18 protein-coding genes are annotated in these 21,087 nt (G+C 66.8%); 8 read left to right on the top strand and 10 right to left on the bottom strand.

The window, feature by feature from the left end:
• Positions 1-81: 81 nt before the first annotated feature.
• Both ACIBO2_RS16260 and ACIBO2_RS16255 read left to right on the top strand, forming a co-directional pair.
• Positions 82-1,284, top strand: coding sequence for an NADP-dependent malic enzyme (locus tag ACIBO2_RS16260; RefSeq protein WP_397297606.1), 1,203 nt, complete (start codon positions 82-84; stop codon positions 1,282-1,284).
• A 158-nt stretch (positions 1,285-1,442) separates the two neighbouring features.
• Positions 1,443-2,789, top strand: coding sequence for a hypothetical protein (locus ACIBO2_RS16255; RefSeq protein ID WP_397297604.1), 1,347 nt, complete (start codon positions 1,443-1,445; stop codon positions 2,787-2,789).
• A 65-nt stretch (positions 2,790-2,854) separates the two neighbouring features.
• Here ACIBO2_RS16255 and ACIBO2_RS16250 read toward each other — a convergent pair whose 3' ends face one another.
• The 6 genes from ACIBO2_RS16250 to ACIBO2_RS16225 form a co-directional block, all read right to left on the bottom strand.
• Positions 2,855-4,342, bottom strand: a complete 1,488-nt coding sequence (locus tag ACIBO2_RS16250; RefSeq protein ID WP_397297602.1) for a hypothetical protein — start codon at positions 4,340-4,342, stop codon at positions 2,855-2,857.
• A 212-nt stretch (positions 4,343-4,554) separates the two neighbouring features.
• Positions 4,555-6,120 carry a trypsin-like serine peptidase gene (locus tag ACIBO2_RS16245; RefSeq protein WP_397297600.1) on the bottom strand — a complete coding sequence of 522 codons (1,566 nt, stop codon included), beginning with the start codon at positions 6,118-6,120 and terminating at the stop codon, positions 4,555-4,557.
• Positions 6,121-6,554: 434 nt separating this feature from the next.
• Positions 6,555-8,084, bottom strand: a complete 1,530-nt coding sequence (locus ACIBO2_RS16240) for a trypsin-like serine peptidase (RefSeq protein WP_397297598.1) — start codon at positions 8,082-8,084, stop codon at positions 6,555-6,557.
• Positions 8,085-8,478: 394 nt separating this feature from the next.
• The gene (locus ACIBO2_RS16235; protein ID WP_358557351.1) at positions 8,479-9,645 is read right to left on the bottom strand and encodes a hypothetical protein; all 1,167 of its coding nucleotides are present in this window, start codon (positions 9,643-9,645) and stop codon (positions 8,479-8,481) included.
• A gap of 189 nt (positions 9,646-9,834) precedes the next feature.
• Positions 9,835-10,935, bottom strand: coding sequence for a trypsin-like serine peptidase (locus ACIBO2_RS16230; RefSeq protein ID WP_397297596.1), 1,101 nt, complete (start codon positions 10,933-10,935; stop codon positions 9,835-9,837).
• Between the two features lie 303 nt (positions 10,936-11,238).
• Positions 11,239-12,375 carry a trypsin-like serine peptidase gene (locus ACIBO2_RS16225; RefSeq protein WP_397297594.1) on the bottom strand — a complete coding sequence of 379 codons (1,137 nt, stop codon included), beginning with the start codon at positions 12,373-12,375 and terminating at the stop codon, positions 11,239-11,241.
• 275 nt (positions 12,376-12,650) lie between these two features.
• On the opposite strand from ACIBO2_RS16225, the gene ACIBO2_RS16220 reads away from it, so the two are divergent.
• The 6 genes from ACIBO2_RS16220 to ACIBO2_RS16195 all read left to right on the top strand — a co-directional run bounded on the left by ACIBO2_RS16220 (position 12,651) and on the right by ACIBO2_RS16195 (position 17,707).
• Positions 12,651-14,099, top strand: a complete 1,449-nt coding sequence (locus ACIBO2_RS16220) for an acetyl-CoA synthetase (protein WP_397297592.1) — start codon at positions 12,651-12,653, stop codon at positions 14,097-14,099.
• Positions 14,100-14,196: 97 nt separating this feature from the next.
• Positions 14,197-14,469 carry a DUF6364 family protein gene (locus tag ACIBO2_RS16215; RefSeq protein WP_363996137.1) on the top strand — a complete coding sequence of 91 codons (273 nt, stop codon included), beginning with the start codon at positions 14,197-14,199 and terminating at the stop codon, positions 14,467-14,469.
• The gene (locus tag ACIBO2_RS16210) at positions 14,456-14,881 is read left to right on the top strand and encodes a type II toxin-antitoxin system VapC family toxin (RefSeq protein WP_358558289.1); all 426 of its coding nucleotides are present in this window, start codon (positions 14,456-14,458) and stop codon (positions 14,879-14,881) included. The genes ACIBO2_RS16215 and ACIBO2_RS16210 overlap by 14 nt, the downstream gene beginning before the upstream one ends.
• 39 nt (positions 14,882-14,920) lie before the next feature.
• Positions 14,921-15,808, top strand: coding sequence for a hypothetical protein (locus tag ACIBO2_RS16205; RefSeq protein WP_358558292.1), 888 nt, complete (start codon positions 14,921-14,923; stop codon positions 15,806-15,808).
• A 9-nt stretch (positions 15,809-15,817) separates the two neighbouring features.
• Positions 15,818-16,774: a zinc-binding dehydrogenase gene (locus ACIBO2_RS16200; protein WP_358558295.1), complete on the top strand. Its 957-nt coding sequence runs from the start codon at positions 15,818-15,820 to the stop codon at positions 16,772-16,774.
• Positions 16,775-16,849: 75 nt separating this feature from the next.
• Positions 16,850-17,707 (top strand): oxygenase MpaB family protein, encoded by an 858-nt coding sequence (locus tag ACIBO2_RS16195; protein WP_358558298.1) that lies wholly within the window; start codon positions 16,850-16,852, stop codon positions 17,705-17,707.
• Between the two features lie 59 nt (positions 17,708-17,766).
• Here ACIBO2_RS16195 and ACIBO2_RS16190 read toward each other — a convergent pair whose 3' ends face one another.
• The 4 genes from ACIBO2_RS16190 to ACIBO2_RS16175 all read right to left on the bottom strand — a co-directional run bounded on the left by ACIBO2_RS16190 (position 17,767) and on the right by ACIBO2_RS16175 (position 21,023).
• Entirely contained in the window at positions 17,767-18,507 is a 741-nt protein-coding gene (locus ACIBO2_RS16190; RefSeq protein ID WP_358538872.1) for a helix-turn-helix transcriptional regulator, read from the bottom strand.
• Entirely contained in the window at positions 18,504-19,304 is an 801-nt protein-coding gene (locus tag ACIBO2_RS16185) for a DUF4097 family beta strand repeat-containing protein (RefSeq protein WP_358538874.1), read from the bottom strand. Before ACIBO2_RS16185 ends, ACIBO2_RS16190 begins: the two co-directional genes overlap by 4 nt.
• 209 nt (positions 19,305-19,513) lie before the next feature.
• Positions 19,514-19,690: a DUF6104 family protein gene (locus tag ACIBO2_RS16180; RefSeq protein ID WP_225301873.1), complete on the bottom strand. Its 177-nt coding sequence runs from the start codon at positions 19,688-19,690 to the stop codon at positions 19,514-19,516.
• A gap of 13 nt (positions 19,691-19,703) precedes the next feature.
• Complete coding sequence (locus ACIBO2_RS16175) at positions 19,704-21,023, bottom strand: Fic family protein (protein ID WP_397297588.1); 1,320 nt, start codon at positions 21,021-21,023, stop codon at positions 19,704-19,706.
• Positions 21,024-21,087: the final 64 nt, after the last annotated feature.

Raw genomic sequence — 21,087 nt, 5'->3', positions numbered from 1 at the left:
TACGAGACGATCGAGGAGGGGCACCTGGCGGCTACCGAAGCCAGGCCTCTCGCGCCGTCTGCCGAAGGTCTCTTCCGTCCGATGACTACTGGGGTCGCTGTGACTACCACACCCGCTTCCGTTGAATCCCTCGATCTCGATCCCGCCTTCGCGTTGCATCGCGGCGGCAAGCTCGAGGTCCGATCCACCATCCCCGTCCGCAACGCCGACGACCTTTCCCTTGCCTACACCCCCGGGGTCGCCCGCGTCTGCACCGCGATCGCCGACACGCCGTCACTCGTCAACGACTACACCTGGGTCTCCAACGTGGTCGCCGTCGTCTCCGACGGCACGGCCGTGCTCGGCCTCGGCGACATCGGCCCGGCGGCCGCCATGCCCGTGATGGAGGGCAAGGCGCTGCTGTTCAAGGAGTTCGGGGGCGTCGACGCGGTCCCGATCTGCCTCGACTGCACCGACGTCGACGCCCTGGTGGAGACTGTCGTACGACTGGCGCCCTCGTTCGGCGGCATCAACCTGGAGGACATCAGCGCGCCCCGCTGCTTCGAGGTCGAAGACCGGCTGCGGGACCTGCTCGACATCCCCGTCTTCCACGACGACCAGCACGGCACCGCCATCGTGGCCCTCGCCGCGCTGACCAACGCGGCCCGGCTGACCGGCCGCTCCCTGGGCGACCTGCGCGCCGTGGTGGCCGGAGCCGGCGCGTCCGGGGTCGCGGTCACCCGGATCCTCCTGGAGGGCGGCATCGGCGACATCGCGGTCGCCGACTCCAAGGGCATGATCTACGACGGCAGGGAAGGGCTCAACCCGGTCAAGCAGGCCCTGGCCCGCGACACCAACAAGGCGGGCCACAAGGGCTCGACCGAGGAGGCCCTGGCGGGCGCCGACGTCTTCCTCGGCCTGTCCGGCTCGACGGTGTCGGAGGCGGCCATCGCCTCGATGGCCGCGGACTCGATCGTGTTCGCCCTGTCCAACCCCACCCCCGAGGTGCATCCCGAGGTGGCCGCGAAGTACGCCAAGGTGGTCGCGACCGGCCGCTCCGACTTCCCCAACCAGATCAACAACGTGCTGGCCTTCCCCGGCGTCTTCCGCGGCGCGCTCGACGTACGGGCCACCACGATCACCGAGAACATGAAGGTCGCGGCGGCCGTCGCGCTCGCCGACGTGGTGGGTGCGGACGTCAGGGCCGACTACGTGATCCCCAGCCCGTTCGACGCGCGTGTGGCGCCCGCGGTGACCGCCGCCGTGGCCGCCCAGGCTCGTGCCGACGGGGTCGCCCGCCTGTAGTTCCCCGGGAACGGGAACCTGCGCTTGTGCAGGAACCTGCACTTCCGCAGGAACCTGCACTTCCTCAGGGAACCGCCAAATTTCCTTTACTCTCCGTGCTATAAAGAGGGCTCTCTGTAAGGATGCGGGCGCAGACTCCTGTTGCCGCGAGGAGAGCGATGGAACGCGAGCCCAATCGACTGCTACAGCAGCTGATCGCGGAGGCCGGCTTCTCTCACAAGGGGCTGGCCAGGCGCCTCAACGACCTGGGAGCCGCGCGTGGCACCCCTGGCCTGAAGTACGACCACAGCTCCGTGCTGCGCTGGATCGGTGGTCAGCGGCCTCGGGACCCTGTGCCGTGCCTCCTTACCGAGATTTTCGCACTCCGGCTCGGCAGGCCCTTCTCCCCCGTGGAGGTGGGCATGCCGGCCATCGTTACACCCCTGGATCTCGGACAGGAGTTCACGCACACGTGGAAGGAGGGGGTCGCGACCGTGACGGCGCTGTGGCGGGCCGATATGGAGAGGCGGCGCTTCCTGATCGATTCGACTTTCGCGATTGGTGCGGGCTCGGTAGGGGCCGTCCGCTGGCTGACGGCCCCGCCGGAGGAACGCCCGGGCGGCTCCGGCGCACGCCGCGTCGGCAGGGCCGACATCACCGCGATCCACGAGGTCACCCGTTCGTTCGGTGAGCTCGACAACAGATTCGGCAGCGGACGTGTCCGCGCGTCGGTCATCAAATACCTCGACACCGCGGTCTCGCCGCTGCTCAAAGAGGGCGCCTACGGCGAGGCCACGGGCAGGCAACTGGCCGGGGCCGCCGCGGAGCTGACCCGCCTGGCCGGTTGGATGGCCTACGACCTGGAGCAGCACGGCCTGGCCCAGCGCTACCTGATCCAGGCGCTGCGCCTGGCTCAGGGCGCCGACGATCACGCGCTGGGCGGCGAGATCCTGGCCGGCATGGCGCACCAGGCCATCTACATGGGCCAGCACGCCCACGCGCTCGACCTGGCCAGGGCCGCCCAGCTCTCGGCCCGCCGCGCGGGCGTCCACACCCTGCTGTGCTCCGGCCTGGTGCTGGAGGCGCACGCTCAGGCGGGCCTCGGCGACGCGCGCTCCTGCGGCAACGCGCTGCACGCGGCGGAGGTGGCCTTCGACTCGCGGGCTCCCGCCGACGAGCCGGCCTGGCTGAGCTACTTCGACGAGGCGTACCTGTCGGCCAAGTTCGCCCACTGCTTCCGCGATCTGGGGGAGGGGGAGCGGGTCGTGCGGCAGGCGCACCGCTCGCTCGACATGGACGGCCGCTATGTGCGCGGGCGGATGTTCAACCTGTCGCTCCTGGCGGCCGGGTTGCTGCAGTGCGGGGAGCTGGAGGAGGCGTGCAAGGTGGCGGAGACCGCGTTCAAGCTGGCCGGTGAGCTGCAGTCGGTGCGGTCTCGTTCGTACGCGGCCGACCTGCGGCGGCGGCTGGAGCCGTACAAGAGCGAACCCGCAGTGCGGGCGCTGCGCGAGCTATCCGCTGTTTGAGCCTTCCTCTATTAGATGAGCCCGCCGCCGGATCTCCGGCGACGGGCTCGTTCTGTTCCTATCTATTACTGCATCATCTCGCCGTTGGGGCCGACGATCGACTTGGTCTCGGCGTACTGGGCCTTGTTGTAGACGTCAGCGGTCTCGCCGTCGAAGTAGGCGGAGCTGATGAAGTCGATCCGGCCGTTGCCGTCCTGGTCGTGGAACATGCTCGTCACGCCGTTGACGTAGCCGGTGCGCTTGTTGTTGTCGTACTTCATCAGCCAGGGGCCGCCGTCGGCGCCGGGGGTCATGGAGCACTTCAGCACCTGGTGCGTCTCGACCTTGAAGGTGTTGACCTGGTAGGTCTTCGTACCGGTCTTGCCGGCGCACCACTTGGGCGTCACGCCGGTGAAGGCCTTGTCGCCGTCGGGGTGGGGGGCGCTGGGGTAGCCGAAGGCGGTGACGGTCTGGCCCATGGGCTGGTTCCAGGCGACGCCCTGGCCGCCGACGATGTCACCGAGGCGGCCGAGGTCCTTGGCGATGCCGATGACGTACTCGGCCTTGTAGAACTTGCGCGAGGTGCCGGGCTTGACCCACTTTTGCGTGTAGTAGTGGGTGATGGAGTAGTTGCCGAGCTTGTCGACACCCTTCTCTCCCAGGCCCTTGTAGGCGGCGTGCTCCAGCTGCGTCACGGGGAGCGTCTCGGGCGCGCCGAACTTGAAGCCGTTGCCCTTGCCGGTCCTGGCGTCGTCGTACTCCTTCTTACCGACCTCGACCTTCTCCAGGACCGCGCCGGGGTAGTCGGGGCCCACCTTGTCGGCCGGGGTGTCGGCGCCCTCGGACCAGCAGTTGCCGAGCGTCAGGACGCACTTGGCGTACTCGACGGGGCTGATCTCAACCGGCTTGACCCACTTGTCGCCACGCCACTCCTGGAACTCCTTGAACGACACCTTCTTGTCGTTGGGGAGCGCGAAGCCGTTGTGCACGGCCACGAACGCGAAGTCGCCGTCGTAGTCGTCGTAGGTGTCGAGGTCGTAGGTGGTGAACGCGTAGGCGCCCGCGTACACGCCGAATGGCGCCTTGCCCTGGTAGTAGCCGGGGACGAACACCCACTTGCGGAAGACGTCCTTGCCGCGCTCGTAGACGCAGTGGCCGGCCGTGGCGACCAGGTTGCGGTTCCTGGCCTGGACGGAGGTGGCCGAGCACCAGCGGTAGTTGCCGCCGCTGTCGAGGAAGAAGACCTTGCCGATGGTCTTGGGCAGGTTCACGGCCTTGGTCTTGGTGGCGGCGGGCGTGGTGCCGGTGGGGGAGGCCGAGCCGGGCTTGCCGTCGGGCGCCTTCGCCTGCGTGGAGACCAGCTTCTGGACGTCCTTGGCGTCGACGTTGTACTGCGTGGCCTTCTTGAGGGCGGCACCGTTGGCGTCGAGCCAGAAGTAGGCGTTGCTGTAGGCCTCGGCGGCCTTGGGGGCGAGCGGGTCCTGTACCCAGTCGGGGGCGGCGGCGTTGGCGGGGAGGGTGAGGGCGGCGGCGCTCAGGCTGGCGGCGGTCAGGGGGACGAGCAGGCGCTTCACTGGGGATCTCCACAAGGTTAACAAGCAGGTGTTGAGACCCTATCGACCCTCTGGTCACTCTGGTAACAGATTGTTCAGGAGTGTTACAGAAATGGTGGAGTACCAGGTCATGGCATGGTTTGTGCAAGAAAAGGCCGAAGGGCCCGGCAGGATGCCGGGCCCTTCGGTGAAGCAGGTGAACGATGACCTAGATCCTCGTTCGGTTCAGCTAACTACTTAACGAGCTTGCCGGACCACGAGGCCGCAGCGGCCTTGTAGATCGCGGCGGTCTCGCCATCGAAGATCGGCGAGGTGATCGTGTCGTAGCGCTTGTTGCCATCGAGGTCGACGATGAGGCTCGTGACACCGGTGACGTAGCCGAGACGCTTGGCGTTGCTGTAGTTCGCCAGCCACGGGCCACCGTCGTAACCGGCGGTGACGGCGCACTTCAGCGACTGCTGCTCCTCGACCTTGCGGGCCGGGATCTTGACGACCTTGCTGGCGGTCTTGCCGTAGCACCACTTCGGCGTAACACCGGTGTAGGGCTTGCTACCGTCAGGGTTGGGGCCGAAGGGGTACCCGAAGGTGCGAACGACCTTGCCCGGAGCCTGGTTCCACGCAACGCCCTGGCCGCCGACGTTGTCGCCGAGGCGACCGACGTCCTTGAGCGCAGAAGCAACGGTGTAGAAGTCGGTACGGATGTACTTGCGGTCCGTGCCCGGCTTGAACCACTGCTGCACGTAGTAGTGGGTCAGGGTGGAGTTGGTGCGCTCGTCCAGGGCGACGGTCGCCGGGAACTCCTCGGTCGGAGCCGGAAGCGCGTCGCCGGGCTTCCAGGACGGCTTCTGACCCAGGATGTACTTGACGGCGTCGTTGTAGGTAACGTTCTCGACGACGGGCTCGCCGAACTTGTTACCGTTGCCGGGGCCGGTCTTGGCGCCCTGGTACACGGAGCCGGGAACCTCGACCTTGGTGACCTCGGCGCCGGGGAAGTCCGGACCAGTGGCCTCGGCCTTGCTGCCACGAACGCGCGAGTAGTAGTCAGCGGTCTTCGGGTCGAGGCGGCCCTTGCGGTACTCCTCGCGGGAGACCTCGACGTCCTTGGTGAACTTCTCGCCCGTGTAGTTCTTGTACGTGGCGATGTCCACCTTGGTCGGCTGGTGCAGAGCGCCACCGATGCCGTTGTACACGGTCGCGAACGCGTAGTCGCGGTCGAAGTCCTCGTACACGTCGAAGTCGTAGTGCGTGAAGGCCTGCTTGCCCACGTACACACCGTAAGGCGTCTTGCCCTGGTAGTAACCCGGGACGAAGACCCAGCGCGAAACGACCTCGTCGTTGCCGGCGATGTCGTAGACGCAGTGCCCGGCCGTGGCGACCAGGTTGCGGTACTGCGACTGGACCGAGGTACCCGAGCAGTAGTAGAGCTTGCCGTCGCGGCCCTCGAAGAACACCTTGCCGATGGTCTTCGGCATGTTGACGTTCTGGGACTTGACGGCGACCTTCTTCTCCTCGCCGATCGGCACGGAGGAGCCCGGCTTGGTGTCGGCGCTATAACCGCCACCACGGGAGATCTTCTCAACCTCGAGGGAGTCGGGGTTGAAGGCCACAGCCTGCGTCAGCGCCGCGTTGTTCGACTTGGTCCAGAACTCCAGGGTCTCTTCTGCCTGAGCCTGAGTCTTCGCCAGAGCGTCGGACGCGACGTCGCCGCTCGCGTTGGCCGCAGCGGTGCCGGCGAGGCCGGCAGCCAGCAGACCGGTGGCCAGAATGGCGCCACCGGCGGGGAGGAGGATGCGCTTCAAGGTAACTCCTTGGTCTGTCGTGGAGCGCTTCTTGCGCCCCATGCGTCAGTAAAGGGATAGCCAGGAACATACAGTGTCGATCTTGAAGTTAGGTAGCTGCTTTGGAGGGAAAAACAGCCCTAAGTCCGGCGTGATCGTTCTGTGATGTTTAAGTCGCGATAGAGGATGACTTGCCGGAAGTGCCGGATGACACCGTTTCCGCAGATCAACATAAGGAAGTTGTCAGTGTGGCTGCGGTGGCTCCAGTGCCGGCCTCCCGACCGCCAGTCGGCTGATGTGATGCAGATCACATCGACTTGATGGCACCGTCCGAGCGCCCCATGCGTCCAAACGCCCTTCAGATTTGTCCTGGAACGCCGAAGGGCCCGGCGATGCCGGGCCCTTCGCGAGTTACCGCTGTGCGCACCGTCCTAAAAACGGTCGCTGTGCGTCACTTAGATGATCTTGCCGGACCACACGTTCGCCGCGGACTTGTACACCGCAGCGGTCTCACCGTCGAAGTACGGCGAGGAGATGTAGTCGACTCGCTTGTTGCCGTCCTGGTCGTTGAAGGTGCTGGTGACACCGTTCACGTAGCCGAGACGCTTGCTGTTGCTGTAGTTGAGCAGCCAAGGACCACCGTCGGCGCCCTCGGTCATCGCGCACTTGAGCGCGACGTGCTCTTCGATCTTCTTGGCGGCCGAGCCGACGACCTTCTTGCTGGTCTTGCCGTAGCACCACTTGGGCGTGATGCCCGTGTAGTTCTTGTGGCCGTCGGGGTGCGGCGCAGCCGGGTAACCGAACGCGCGGACGTACTTGCCCGTGGGCTGGTTCCAGGACACGCCCTGGCCGCCCACGACGTCACCCAGGCGACCGACGTCCTTGGCAGCGCCTTCGATGATGAAGAACTCGGTCTTGTAGAACTTGGTCGCCGTGCCGGGCTTGTACCACTGCTGCACGTAGTAGTGCGTGATGGTCCAGTTGCCACGAGCGTCCTGAACGACGGTGCCCGGGTACTTGTCGGCGTTGCTCTCGGCAGCCTTCTTGTACGCGGCGGCCTGGGCGTCGGTCACGATCTCGGTAACGGGCTCACCGAACTTGAAACCGTTGCCCTTGCCCACGCGGGCGGCCTTGTACTTGGCCTGGGTGACCTCGACCTTGGTGACCTCGGCGCCGGGGAAGTCCGGACCCGTCGCCTCGGCGTCGGAGCCGCGCTTGGCCCAGCACGCCTCGATCGACGTCGGGTCGAGCTTGCACTTGCGGAACTCGTCCCGCGAGATCTCGACGTCCTTGGCGTCCTTGATGCCCTGGTACTTCTCGAAGTCGGCCTTGGAGACCTTCTTCGCGGTACCGCCACCGAGCTGGATGCCGTTGTACACGGTCACGAACGCGTAGTCGCGGTCGTAGTCCTCGTACACGTCGAAGTCGTAGTGGGTGAAGGCCTGCTTACCCACGTAGATCCCGAACGGCGTCTTGCCCTGGTAGTAGCCGGGCACGAAGACCCACTTGGACATGACGTCCGAGTTGGTGGCGGTGTCGTAGACGCAGTGACCGGCCGTGGCGACCAGGTTGCGGTACTTCGACTGGACCGAAGTGGCCGAGCACCACTTCTTCTCGCCCTTGCTGTTGACGAAGAACACCTTGCCGATGGTCTTCGGCATGTTCACGTTCTGGACCTTGGCGGAGGTCTTCTTCTCCTGGCCGATCGGGACGGACGAGCCAGGCTTGCTGTCGGCGCTGTAGCCGCCCTTGCTCTGCAGCTTGGCGACGTCGCCGGAGTCCCAGACGTTGGACTCCTTCGCGGCCTTGAGGGCGGCGTTGTTGGTCGCCGACCAGAAGTCCGCGATGGCCTTGGCGTCAGCGGCGCTCTTCGCCATCGGGTCGGAGGCTACGTCGCTGGCGGCCGTGGCCGTACCGGCGAGGCCGGCAGCCAGAAGGCCGGTAGCCAGGATGGCGCCACCGGCGGGGATGAGGATGCGCTTCAAGGGAACTGCTCCTTGCTCTGTCGTGGGTCGCAACACGCGTCCCATGCGTCAGTAAAGGGATAGCAAGGAACATAGCGTGGTGATCTCCGCAGGTAAAAGCCGTTCTGGGGCATCTGGAAGCCCGCCTTACCGCTGTGACCGTCCTGTTACCAGTCAGAGATCTTCGCGGAAAGTGATCGATAGACCACGTTTTCGCTGGGTATGCGCAGGGTGGCGCGGATGGGCGGTGAGCGGTGCGTCACGTCGAGTAGGCGACTCAATGTGATTCAGATCACAGGAACCAGATTGGCGCGAGCCCCGTCTAATATCGCCAAATCCGCATAAATGATCTTGTGGGAGCACGCAAAAGGGGCTCGGCCGAACCCGGCCGAGCCCCTTTTGGGGTGTTGAGTGGTTACTTGTACAGCTCGCCGTTCGGGCCGACGATCTTGCCCGACCACGTGTTCTTGGCCGAGTTGTACACAGAGGCCGTCTCACCGTCGAAGTACGGCGAGGTGATGTAGTCGATGCGGTCGTTGCCGTCCTGGTCGGCGAAGGTGCTGGTCACGCCGTTGACGTAGCCCAGACGCTTGCCGTTGCTGTAGTTGGCCAGCCAGGGGCCGCCGTCGAAGCCGGGAGTCACGGCGCACTTGAGGCCGATGTGCTCCTCGATCTTCAGCCACGGAGCGCCTACGGCCTTGGCGGTGGTCTTGTTGTAGCACCACTTCGGCGTCACGCCGCTGTAGGGCTTGTTGCCGTCGGGGTGCGGGCCGGCCGGGTAGCCGAACGCGCGGACCTGCTTGCCCGTGGGCTGGTTCCAGGACACGCCCTGGCCGCCGACGACGTCGCCGAGACGGCCGGCGTCCTTGGACAGCAGGATGTAGAAGCGCCCGCCCCAGTTCCGCTTGGGGCCGACGAAGCCGTCGTACTCCTTCTTGGTCACCTGCTTGACGCCGTTGAAGGAGATGCCGTTGTAGACGGTCACGAACGCGTAGTCGCGGTCGTAGTCCTCGTACACGTCGAAGTCGGTGTGGGTGAAGGCCTGCTTGCCCACGTAGATCCCGAACGGGGCCTTGCCCTCGTAGTAGCCGGGCACGAAGACCCAGTTGTCGAGCAGCGCCTTGTTGCTGTCGGTGTCGTAGACGCAGTGGCCGGCCGTGGCGACCAGGTTGCGGTAGTTCGACTGGATGGACGTGGCCGAGCAGTAGCGGAACTTGCCCTTGCCGTCGACGAAGAAGACCTTGCCGAGCGTCTTGGGCATGTTCACGTTCTGGGCCTTGCCGGGGGCCTTCTTCTCCTCCCCGATGGGAGTGGCGCTGCCCGGGTTGCCGTCGGGGCTGTAGCCGCCCTTCGAGACGACCTTCCTGACTTCCTTGGCGTCCCAGGTGTACGCGGTGGCGGAGCGGAGGGCGGCGAAGTTCGACGCGGCCCAGAAGGACGCGACCGAGGAGGCCTGTTGCGTGTTGCGGGCCATGGGGTCGGTGGCGATGTCGCCTTGTGCCTGAGCGGTGCCTGCCAGGCCGGCGGCCAGGAGGCCGGTCGCCAGGACGGCGCTACCGGCCGGGAGAAGGATGCGCTTCAAGGTAAAACTCCAGACGCGGGGCGCCTCGTGCACCCCAGAATGCAGCAAACGGACAGGCGGGAACCTATCGGTCTGACTCTGGTCGTGGGAATTACCCGTAACTGCCGTAAAGCGCAACGATCATGGCCGTAACCATCTTGAGATGTGAAACCGGCTGATCACTCGGGGTGGCGATACGCTGGGTGTAACTTACGTCACATTTTGCGGTGTTGCGAGCCCTGCGGCGCGTCGGTAGACCTCGCCGGTCGTGGCGTTGAAGGTCGGCGAGGACACCGCGTCATAACCGCCCTTGGCGTCTCTGTTCCAGGTCAGGCTGTTGATCCCGGTGAGGAGTCCGAGCTTCTGCGCAGGCTGGAAGTTGAGCAACCAGGGGCCGCCACTGGCGCCGGCGCTGAAGTCGCACGGCTGGAGCTGCACGCCGTACTGAAGGTCGAGGCTGGGGGCGACCGTGCGTCTCGTGCTCCCCGAGCAGACCTTCAGCGTCTTGCCGTCGAACGGGTGGCTGCCGTCGGGCTGCGGGCCCGCCGGGTAGCCGAAGGCGGTGATCGTGAGGGCCAGGCCCTTGCCGAGCGTCAGGCCCTGCCCGCCGACGTTGTCCTGCAGACGGCCGACATCCTGCATGGCGAGCTGGCCGCTCTTCTCGACCCATTTGAAGCCGCGGTGCACGGTCACGAACGCGTAGTCGAAGTCGTAGTCGCCCTTGCCCGGCCAGTCCTCGTGCATGCTGATCGACGCGCCCACGTAGATGCCGTCGGGCGTCGCCCCACCGGGACCCGGATTGGGGACGAAGATCCAGTAATCGGCGGGCTTGCCCTGGCGCGAGTCGTACGCGCAGTGTCCGGCGGTCGCCACCACGCTGCGGTTCTTGGCCGCGATCGAGCTGGCCGAGCACCAATATTCCTTGTCACCGAAGCGGAAGAAGACCTTGCCCATGGTCTTGGCGGCCGCGCTGTCCTTCGGGAGGGCGGGTCCGACGGTCGGCAGGATCTGCGGGCTCCTCGCCGGGACGATCCGCGGGCTCATCGCTGGGACGATCTGGCCGCCCCCGGAGGCGGTCTTGGAGGTGGGCGAGGACTGCGAGGCCGGCGTGGCGGGGCTGTACTGGTCGGCATTCTTGAGCCGGTCAGGCTTCCAGTATTCGGCGACCTTCTTCATGTCCGCCGCAGACTTGGCCAGCGTGACCGAGTAGACCCGGCTGTTCGGCGCGGCCGAGGCGGTCCCCGCGAGGGCAGGCAGCATCAGCAGCGCGCTGAGCGCAGCCGCTACCAGGTGCCATGCCCGGGGGATCATGGAAATGCCTTGCCTTTGGGGGTTAGTACTTCTGGGGGTGTAACGATGGATTTTTCCAGATCACTCACTGTATTGCAGCTCGGATGGAGATTCGTTATCTGATCAAGCGTGACTTGTGTCCCATAAGGAGTGCGTCAAGGGGTTCGATCCGGATAGCGTCTCCGATCCATGTGAGGATCGTTTCCGCATGTCAGAGGCATAGTACATGAGCCGACTTCGTTGTCCATCCGCCTTTCCTGTGTGTTTCTTGATCACGCGTGAGAAGGGCCCCGGCCGGGAGTAGCCGGGGCCTAGGGTCGGTTGCTACGGCATGTTGCCGGTCCACCGGTTCGCGGCGGCCTTGTACACGTTGTAGGTGTCGGTGTTGAAGTACGGCGACGAGATGTGGTCGTAGCGGTCGTTACCGTCGGTGTCCCACGCGACGCTGTTGACACCGATCAGGTAACCGGTCCGGGTGGAGCTCTTGTAGCTGTACAGGAGCGGTCCACCGCTGGCGCCGGCGGTGAAGGTGCACTTGAGGCCGATGTGCTCCTGGAGGTTGTACTTCGGCGCGGCGGGCATCGGGGCCGTCTTGCCGTAGCACCACTTCATCGTGCGGCCGGTGAACGGCTTGTCGCCGTCGGGGTGCTCGCCCGCCGGGTAGCCGAAGGAGAACACGTTCGCCTTGGTGCCGCGGTTCCAAGTGAAGCCCTGGCCGCCGACGTTGTCACCGAGGCGGCCGACGTTCTTCCGCGTCCACTGCCACTTGTCGTTGACCTTCTCCCACTTGACCTTGATTCCGTTGTAGACGTTGACGAACGCGTAGTCGTAGTCGTAGTCCTCCTTCACCACGAAATCGTCATGCGCGTTGAACGTCTTGGCGGCGTAGATGCCGTAGGGAGCCTTGCCCTCCCAGGCGTTGTCGCCGTCCCAGTACGACGGGATGAAGATCCAGTTGTCGTAGAAGGTGTCCTTCTTGGTGTCGTAGACACAGTGGGCCGACGTTGCCACAAGGTTGCGGTACTTGCCCTGTACGGAACTGGCCGAGCAGTACCGCCAGCTCGCCGGGTTCGCCGGGTTCGACCCCGGCAGCGTGAAGAACACGCGTCCGACCGTGTTGGGCAGGTTGACCTGCTTGCTCTTGATGCTCTTGCCCTTAACGTTCTTGGTCTTCTCCTCGCCGATCGGGGGGACGGATCCGGGCGGGCCGTCGGGGGTGGAGTTGACGCCCTTGACGCCGTTGGAACGCGCGTCGAGGTTGGCGTCGTAGTCGGCCGCCCGCTTGATGCGGTCAGGCGTCCAGAACTGGACCGCTTGCTCCGCGGGAGTGGCCGCGTTCTTGGACACGACGTCGGAGGGTGGGGTCGCGCTGGCGGCGGTGCTGCCGACCATCCCCGCGGCCAGGCCGATGGCCGTCAGACCGGCGAGCGGGATCGCGATGTGCCTTGCTCGGGAATACATGAAGCTCCTCTCAGTTCTCGGCGGCCCAGAGCGGGGTACTGCGCCCCGGTGGGCCAGGAAAACGTTCGGAACGTTAATGAATGGCGCAACCCGACGGCCAGGAAACCATGTGAAAAAGTCTGGCCCGGCTCCATTCCGTTATGGAAATAACCGGATCGCATGTATTCCTAGAAAGCATTTCACCAGGTCAAGGTCGGTGTTAATTTCCACTGGCACCACTGGTAACAGTGATTATCAAATGCCACCGCTTATCAACCGAATGTTATTCTGGTTAGATGGGTGACATGGATCCACGCACCCCCTGTCTCATAGGTACGGCCCAGCGCACCGTTCGCGACCAGCCGGGCCCGGAGCCACTCGACCTGTGGGAGGACGTCGCGCGCGAGGCGGCTCGCGAGGCGCGGCTGCCGGTCGAGCGACTCGACTCGATCCAGCTCGTCTATACCGACTCGTGGCAGTACGACTCCCCGGTCGGCCGGCTCGCCGACCGCCTCGGCGCCGCGCCCCGGCACCGGGCCTACTCCATGGTCAGCGGTACGGCCCCGCAACTCCTCATCGGCGAGGCCGCGGGCCGGATCGCGGCGGGGGAGCTCGACTCGGCGCTGATCGCCGGCGCCGAGGCGCTGGCCACGCGTCGGGCCTACCGGCAGGCGGGCGAGCACGTGCCGTGGAGCCATCCGGCCGATCCCAGGCCGCCCTACGGCTGGGAACGCCCGCCGCATCCGGCGGAGCTGGCCCACGAGCTGTTCATGCCGGTCCACACCTACCCGATCATGGAGACGGCCCGCCGCGCGTCCCTCGGTATGTCGATAAATGAGGAAATGGTGGACCGGGGGCGGATGATGGCGCCGATGACCGAAGTCGCCGCCGCGAACCCGCACGCCTGGCGGCGTACTGCTCGAACCCCGGAGGAACTGGTTACCGGCAACCGCTTCATCGGGTGGCCGTACACACGCAACACCGTGGCCGTGGGGGAGGTCGATCAGGCGGCGGCCGTCGTCCTGGTCGCCGCCGGACTGGCCGACCGGCTCGGCGTACCGCGCGATCAGCGCGTGTACCTGCGCGGCTGGGCTTATGGCGAGGACACGTGGGAGGTGGCGGCGCGGCCCGCGCTCGGCGCCTCGCAGGCCATCGGGCGCACCGCCGAGGCCGCGTTCACGCGGGCCGGGCTGGGCCTCGACGACATCCACGCGCTCGACCTCTACAGCTGCTTCGCGATCGCGCTGCGGCAGGCGTGCGACGCGATCAAGCTGGACCCGCTCGACCGGCGCGGCCTGACGGTCACCGGCGGCCTGCCGTACGCGGGCGGCCCCTCCAGCGACTACGTCCTGCACTCGACGGCCACCATGGCCGGGCTGCTGCGCGCCCAGCAGGGCCACGGGCTGGTGACGGGGGTCGGCATGCACCTGACCAAGCACACGTACGCGATCTGGTCCACGGACCCGGGCGGCACCCTGGGCGATGCCGCGCCTGTCTTCACCGCCGACCCGGTGGAGATCGTCGCCCTGTACGACGGTCCCGCCACGGTGGCCGGTTACACGGTGGCGCATGGGCGCGACGGGGCGCCGGAGAAGGGCATCCTCGTCGTGGACCTGCCGGGCGGGGGGCGCGCTCATGCCCACGTGCTGGAGGCCGAACTCCTGGGGGACGCCATGTCCAGGGAACTGGTCGGTCAGCGGGTGCGGCTGGCGTCCGACGGGAAGGTCAATGTGGCGCTCTGGTGAGGTTAAAGACTGTGCAAGAATTGTGACCGCGCGATTACTATCTGCTGTTGACATTTTTATGTCTGCGGCGGATGCTGGTGTCATGCGGAGGACCACGGTGCGGATCGACGACGCACTCCTCAACGAGGCCAAGGCGTACGCGGCACGAAACGGACGCAGTCTCACCTCAGTGATGGAGGACGCTTTGCGACAACTACTCAACCGCTCCACGGAAACGGCCGCCCGGCCTCGGGTGGAGCTCCCTGTGTCCGGCGCTGTGGCCGGGCCCAAGCTCACCTGGGCCGAGATCAAGGAGCTGATGGAAGCGGACTTCGTGGAGCACGAGCTGGCGAAGATGGCGCGCTGTGGAGGCCGCGATGCGGATGCCTGACGTCAACATCCTGGTCAACGCGCAGCGCCGCGACACCGAGCACCATGACGAGTGCCTGACCCTCGTCGAGGAGCTCGTCAATGGTGACGAGGCCTATGCGGTCAGCGACTTCGTGATCAACGGTTTCCTGCGGGTCGTGACCAACCACCGCATTCCGCAGAGCACCTCGTTCGAGACAGCCGTCAAGTTCGCGGAGAGCGTCCGCAACCAGCCGCATGCCGTCCTGGTGAACGCCGGATCGAGACACTGGGAGATCTTCGCCAAGATCTGCCGTTCGTCGGGCGCCACCGGCAAGCTCCTGCCCGACGCCTATCTCGCCGCACTGGCCATCGAGCACGGTTGTGAATTCGTGACCTGTGACGCTGATTTCGCCAAGTTCCAGGGCTTGCGCTGGCGGCATCCCCTCAATTGAACTGGGGAGTAAAACAGCACTCCTCGGCAGGGGATGTCCGTGGCCGATCAGTTCGACGTCATCGAGGCGGGCGCCCGTGGTCGGCGCCGGTGGGTCGGGATCGGTGTGGTGGCGGTGCTGCTGGCGGTCCCCGTCGTCAGCCTGCTGGCCAGCCGCGACCCCGAGCCGGATCGCGCGCCGCCGACATCGACCCCTGCCCCGCAGCCCATCCGGTCGTTGACCAGGATCGAGGGCGCGCCCAACGTGGTGAGCGCACCGGTCAAGGCCAAGGGCGGCAAGGAGGTCATCGCGGTGATGTTCCCCGATGGGACGCGGGCGGCGGTTCGCTACCCCGCCGAGCTGCGGCTCAACGAGCTGGGCGCGCGGCCGTTCCAGGGGGCCTGGATCGCCGGGCAATACCGCGGGTTCTATGCCCCCTACGGCGGTGAGATGGAGATCTCCAGGGGTGCTCAGCCGATCAGGAACCTCACGCCCAACGTCACGCTCTGGCCGGGCCCGCCGGGTGTCGGCGCGGCCGGGCAGGTGCTGATGTTCGCGTTCGGCAAGTGGCGGCTGGCGATGTACGACCGGCGGGAGGGGCTGACCTTCGAAGATCGGCTGGCGACGGCCAAGGGCCTGCGCGGGAAGGTCGGCAAGGACGGCTACCTCGTCCTGAGTGGCGGTGGCTCGATCCGTCTGGCGAAGCCGGGCGAGAGCGTCCAGGGCGAACCGGTCGGGCCGCAGCTCTGGTTCGGCGGCGGGACCGGCGACATGGTCGTGTTCATCCCGACCCCCAACTGCCGGAAAAAGGCCAGGACGCCGTCGGCGATCAACGGCCTCAAGCGGCCCATCCGTACCGTATGCAGGGGCGATGTGCAGATCGTCGCCTCGGGCTCGCGCGCTTTCGTCCAGCAGGCCATCGCCGGGATCCGGATCACCCTGAAGTAAGGTGCGGCCATGTTCGCCGTAACCGCCTCACAGACCGATCCCGACAATCCTCTCGCCGGGCTGACGCTCGGCGAGCATCCGGACCCGCAGGTCCCGGACGGCTGGACGACCGTCACCGTACGGGCGACCGCCCTCAACCACCATGACCTGTGGACGCTCAAAGGCGTGGGCATCAGGCAGGACCGGCTGCCGATCGTGCTCGGCTGCGACGCGGCGGGGGTGGACGCCGACGGTAACGAGGTCATCGTGCACTCGGTGATCGGCTCCGGGGCCGACGAGACGCTCGACCCCAAGCGTTCGCTGCTGTCGGAGGTCCACGACGGCACGTTCGCCGACCGGGTCGTCGTGCCGCGCCGCAACCTGGTGCCCAAGCCGGCCGCGCTCAGCTTCGAGGAGGCCGCCTGCCTGCCCACGGCCTGGCTGACCGCCTACCGCATGCTGTTCGACAAGGCCGGTCTCGAGCCCGGCTCGACCGTGCTCGTGCAGGGCGCCGGTGGCGGGGTCGCCACCGCGCTCATCGCGCTCGGCCGGGCGGGCGGTTACCGGGTCTGGGCGACCAGTCGCTCGGCCGCCAAGCGGGAGCAGGCCGCCAAGCTCGGCGCGGACCAGGTGTTCGAGCCCGGCGCGCGGCTGCCCGAACGGGTCGACGCCGTCATGGAGACCGTCGGCCAGGCCACCTGGGACCATTCGCTCAAGTCACTCAAGCCCGGCGGACGCATCGTGGTCTGCGGCGCCACCAGCGGCGCGGTCCCGCCCGCCGACCTGAACCGAGTGTTCTTCCTTCAGCTGTCGGTGATCGGCTCCACGATGGGCACGCGTGACCAGCTTCAGCGGCTGGCCGTGTTCCTGGAGCAGACCGGGCTGCGGCCGGTCATCGATCGGACGATGCCGCTGACCGAGGCCCGCGACGGCTTCGCCGCCCTGGCTGAAGGCGACATATTTGGGAAAATCGTCTTTACGCGCTGAATAAGTGAAGGGTTACCTATGCGCACCCGGGATGATACAAAGAAGGTGAGGTTGTATCACCCGGGAGGCGCCGTCATGGACGTCGAACCGTTCGGCCCAGGCTCGTTGCACTGGGAAACCGCCGGTGAATACCGCAACCTGCTCGTGGCGGGCAGCGCGCTGGTCCTGCAGACCATGCACCCCGCAGTGGGCGCGGCCGTCGCCAGGCACTCCACGTACAAGCAGGACCCGTGGGGCCGGCTCCACCGCACGCTCACCTCGGTCCAGAAATGGGTGTACGGCGGAGTGGGCGGCCTGGCGGAGGGTGAGCGGCTGCGTGAGCTGCACAAGCCGATCAGTGGGGTGGACGAGCGGGGCAGGTCCTACCACGCGCTCAACGGCGCGGCCTGGGCCTGGGTGCACCTGTCGCTGTTCGAGCGCTTCGTCACTCTCAATCGCTACTTCGGCACTCCCTACACCGAAGACGCTGAACGGCGGCTCTACGAAGAGTCGCGGCAATTGGGGGCGATCCTGCGAGTCCCGGAGCGGGAGATGCCCGCGACCGTCGAGGAGTTCTGGTGCTACTTCGACGAGATGGCGGCCGAGCGGCTGGAGCCGCATCCGACGGCGATCGACGTGCTCGCCGTTATGCGGGGGACCCCGATGCCGCCCGGGCTGCCCCGGCCGCTGCGCCGGCTCTGGGCGCCGGTGGGGGTGGGATCGGGGGAGTTCAACTACTTCGTGACGGTGGGGACGCTGCCGCCCATCGTACGGAAGAAGCTGGATCTGCCCTGGTCGGCGCGGGACGAGTGGCGGCTGCGGCAGCTCGGGCGGGCGGTGGCGGTGATCGCCCCGCGCCTGCCGGAGCGGCTGCGGTATATGCCGATCGCCTATCACGCCCGGAAGGCCGCCCGAAGCCTGCGCGGCTTGGAGCAGGCCCTCCGCTCGGCCTAGCGCCCGGGGCCTGCGCGGCTTGGAGCGGGCCCTTCGCCCGGCGTATTGACCCGTCGGGGTCAGGGTTTCAGTGAGTCGCGGATCTGCCGGGCGGCCTCGTCGAGAGTGGCGCGTACCTCGTCGATCGCCTTGCGGGTGAGCGGGGCGGCCGACGCCTCGCGGCGCACCTGCTCGACGAAGTCGGCCAGGCGCTCGCCCAACTCGGCGTCGAGTTCGGCGCGGCTGGGCGGCGCGCCCCCCAGCGTGCTCCAGACCTCGGACCAGATCCTGCGCCACTCGCCGGTGATCCGCTCGCCCTGGTCCTGCCAGTTGGTGGCGTGCTCCATCCACTGGCGTTTCTGCTGCTCCTTGAGCCGCTGGATGTTGGCCTTCTGCTGGTCGCGCACGCGCCTGGGGTCGTCGGCGACGCCGGTGCGGACGTCCTTGGCCATCTTGGTGAGCTCGTCGCGCAGCGACTTGACCGTTTCGCGGACGTCCTCCTTCACCTCGCGCGCGATGTCGCGCACCGAGGCGGAGATCTCCTGCTCCAGGTCGTCGAGCTCGTCCAGGCGAGCGTTGAGCTCGTCGCGGCCCCGGTCGGTGATCGAGAACACCTTCTTGCCCTCGATCACCTCGTGCGTCACCAGGCCCTCCTCCTCCAGGCGGGCCAGACGCGGGTAGATCGTGCCGGGGGAGGGCGAGTAGACGCCGAGGAAGCGGTCCTGCAGCAGGCGAATGACCTCGTAGCCATGCCGAGGGCTCTCCTCCAGCAGCTTCAGCAGGTACAGCCGGAGCCGGCCGTGACCGAAGACAGGGCTCATCGCTTCTCTCCCTTGAGCAACGTGACCTCGCCGGAGACGGTCGTCGCTGTCACCGAGGCCATGCCACCACCCAGCCGTCCGGACACCGACTTGTTGCCCGGGCGGCCCGCGTCTGACAGGTTTTCGAACGTGCTGACCAGCCTGCCGGAGGTGGATCGCATGCTGACGTCCGCCTCCACGTTCTCGGGCAGCCTGACCAGGATGTCACCGGACACGCTGTTCAAGGTCACATATCCGGTCGGGCGCAGCTCCAGATCGGCGGTGATCCGTCCGGACACGGTGTTGGCGCGCAGGCGGCGCGGCGTGCCGTCGGCGACGGTGAGCTCGCCCGAGACGCTCTTGAACGCCAGGTCGCCGTCCATCGCCCGGCTCTCCACGGTGCCCGAGACGGTCGTGGCGCTCACGTCGCCGCTCACCCCGTCGAGCACGATGTCCCCGGAGACGCTCCTGACCTGGGTCGCCTTCTCGAACCCGGCGACCACCGCCGAGGCGGAGACGACTCCCACGTTGACCGTGCACTTCTTGGGCACCGCGAGCGTCAGGACGCTCTTGCGCCGGTCGCGCCGCAGCCAGCCGAGTATGCCCTCCCAGGTGAGGTCTTTGTAGGCGACGCTGAGCTCCCCGCTCTCCTCGTCGTAGGTCACGATCAGCGGAGCGGAGTCGATCTCGGCCACCTCCAGTGTCGGTGGTCCGTCGGTGGCCAGCACGGCCACTCGTCCCGCGACGATCCGCACGTCAAGCGCGGTCACCGAGCCGAACGTCAGCTGCTCCGGCCGCTCGATCGTCCACTGCCGCATGATGCCTGTCCCTTCCGACGACACGTCTACACAAGACACGATATGTCGCGTCTGTCGAAAACTCAAGATGTATCGCGTGTGGCGGGCAGGTCGCGCCGTTCGTGCTTCTCATCGGCCGCGAGGATCCGACGCGACTCCGTCTCATCGGTCGCGAGGGTCCGGAACGCCTCCGGCTTATCGGTCACGAGGGTCCGGTGCGGCGCGCCGCGTCAGTCGTCTTCGTCGTCGAGCCGGGCCAGCCAGGTGGCCAGGCGCTCGACCGGCGTCTCGAACTCGGGATTGAGGTCCACGAACTCACGCAGCCGCTCACCCAGCCACAGCAGGCTGACCTCTTCCTCGCCACGCCGCTCGACCAGCTCCTCGATCCCCCGGTCGGTGAAGTACATCGCTCTCCATTCATCAGTCGCGCAGCCGCGTCGTCAGGTCGCCGGCTGGGGTCCAGGCATCGGCGCGTCCACGTCTGACTTTAGTCAGCAGGCCGCGCTGCTCGAGCTCGCGCAGATCGGTCCGCGCGGTCTGCAAGACGATCTTGTGACTTCGTGCGTGGCCTGCGACGGTGTACTCGGCCAAGGGGTGGTGGGTGGCGTGCGTCAGCAGGGCGATCTGGCGGGCGTTGAAGTCGCCGGTACGGCTGCGCGCCAGGCTCGCCCGTACCTCGCGGGTCTGCGCCGCCTTCCTGCCGAGGTAGGCGTGGAGGTCGTCGACCGCCCTGCGCAACACGTCGAGTTGGTAGAGGACGAAGTAGGTGAGGTCGTTCTCGTCCTGCTCGACGTGGAGGAAGCTGCGCCCGTAGCGCGCGGGGGCGTTCTTCAGGATGCGGGAGATGGAGATGAACTCGGTCAGCCAGTAGTCCTGGTTGAGCATCGACCAGTAGAACAGCGCCCGCGCGGTCCTTCCGTTGCCGTCCTCGAACGGGTGGTCGTAGGCGAGCATGAAGTGCACGGTCAACGCCCTGATCACCGGTGGGACGTACGCGGTCGGCGACGTGCCGTTGGCGAAGTCGCACAGTCGCTGGATCCGCTCGGGCAGCTGCTCGGCCGCAGGAGGGATGTGCAGGACGTCACCGTAGGTGTCGGCGACGACCACCCGCTCCTCGCCGGGCAGCTGGAAGCGCCCGGCCGCGGTCGGGTTGCGCAGTGTGCCCTCGGTGACGATCCGCTGGATCTCGCAGATCAGCGCCGGAGTGAGCGCCTCATCGCGCATCTCGCCGATCCGGCGCATCGCGACGTAGTTGTTGCGGATCATGACTTCGTCGACGGTCTGCGGACTGCGGCCGCTACGCAGCATCTCCTTGGCCACCAGGTACGTGGTCGCCGCGCCTTCCAGCTGGCTGGAGGTGATGGCCTCCTCGATCAGCGAGCTGACCAGGTAGCGATCACGGGTCAGCGGATCGGTCACCGGCTCCGGCATGCCGATGCGGCCGCTGAGATCCCGGTTGAGCGCCTCGACCCCCCGAAGGACGTCGTCCGGCAGCGCGTAGGTGAACGACAGGCCGCCGGCGTCGACAAGGGGAAGATCGCGGCGCATGCCGAGTCGGGCCATCTTGAGCCCGAGCCACCACTGCTCGTGCGTGAGCCCGGCGGGCGGGGTGCGGTGGCGGATCTCGTCCCAGGGCAGGTAGCGCTCCGACGAGTCGACCGCCGACAGGAGCCAGAGGCTGTCGGCTTCCAGCCAGAGCTCCCGCCATGGTGGCGGCTGCTGGGGTCGGCGCACGATCACCTGCCAGATTTAGCAGTTACTAGCAGCTAATTAGCTGTTAGTAACTGCCAATTTTAGCAGCAAG

This window comes from Nonomuraea sp. NPDC050022, assembly GCF_044460705.1.
In the GTDB taxonomy this organism is placed as follows: Bacteria; Actinomycetota; Actinomycetes; order Streptosporangiales; family Streptosporangiaceae; genus Nonomuraea.
Note: the sequence above shows the minus strand (reverse complement) of the source record. Positions and strands in the feature narration are given on the sequence as shown.

Excerpts from the sequence above, each read along its gene's own strand:
- ACIBO2_RS16220 (WP_397297592.1), top strand. The coding sequence starts at position 12,651 with ATGGGTGACATGGATCCACGCACCCCCTGTCTCATAGGTACGGCCCAG.
- ACIBO2_RS16190 (WP_358538872.1), bottom strand. The coding sequence starts at position 18,507 with ATGAGCCCTGTCTTCGGTCACGGCCGGCTCCGGCTGTACCTGCTGAAG.
- ACIBO2_RS16185 (WP_358538874.1), bottom strand. The coding sequence starts at position 19,304 with ATGCGGCAGTGGACGATCGAGCGGCCGGAGCAGCTGACGTTCGGCTCG.
- ACIBO2_RS16230 (WP_397297596.1), bottom strand. The coding sequence starts at position 10,935 with ATGATCCCCCGGGCATGGCACCTGGTAGCGGCTGCGCTCAGCGCGCTG.
- ACIBO2_RS16200 (WP_358558295.1), top strand. The coding sequence starts at position 15,818 with ATGTTCGCCGTAACCGCCTCACAGACCGATCCCGACAATCCTCTCGCC.
- ACIBO2_RS16260 (WP_397297606.1), top strand. The coding sequence starts at position 82 with ATGACTACTGGGGTCGCTGTGACTACCACACCCGCTTCCGTTGAATCC.
- ACIBO2_RS16225 (WP_397297594.1), bottom strand. The coding sequence starts at position 12,375 with ATGTATTCCCGAGCAAGGCACATCGCGATCCCGCTCGCCGGTCTGACG.
- ACIBO2_RS16210 (WP_358558289.1), top strand. The coding sequence starts at position 14,456 with ATGCGGATGCCTGACGTCAACATCCTGGTCAACGCGCAGCGCCGCGAC.
- ACIBO2_RS16180 (WP_225301873.1), bottom strand. The coding sequence starts at position 19,690 with ATGTACTTCACCGACCGGGGGATCGAGGAGCTGGTCGAGCGGCGTGGC.
- ACIBO2_RS16255 (WP_397297604.1), top strand. The coding sequence starts at position 1,443 with ATGGAACGCGAGCCCAATCGACTGCTACAGCAGCTGATCGCGGAGGCC.
- ACIBO2_RS16195 (WP_358558298.1), top strand. The coding sequence starts at position 16,850 with ATGGACGTCGAACCGTTCGGCCCAGGCTCGTTGCACTGGGAAACCGCC.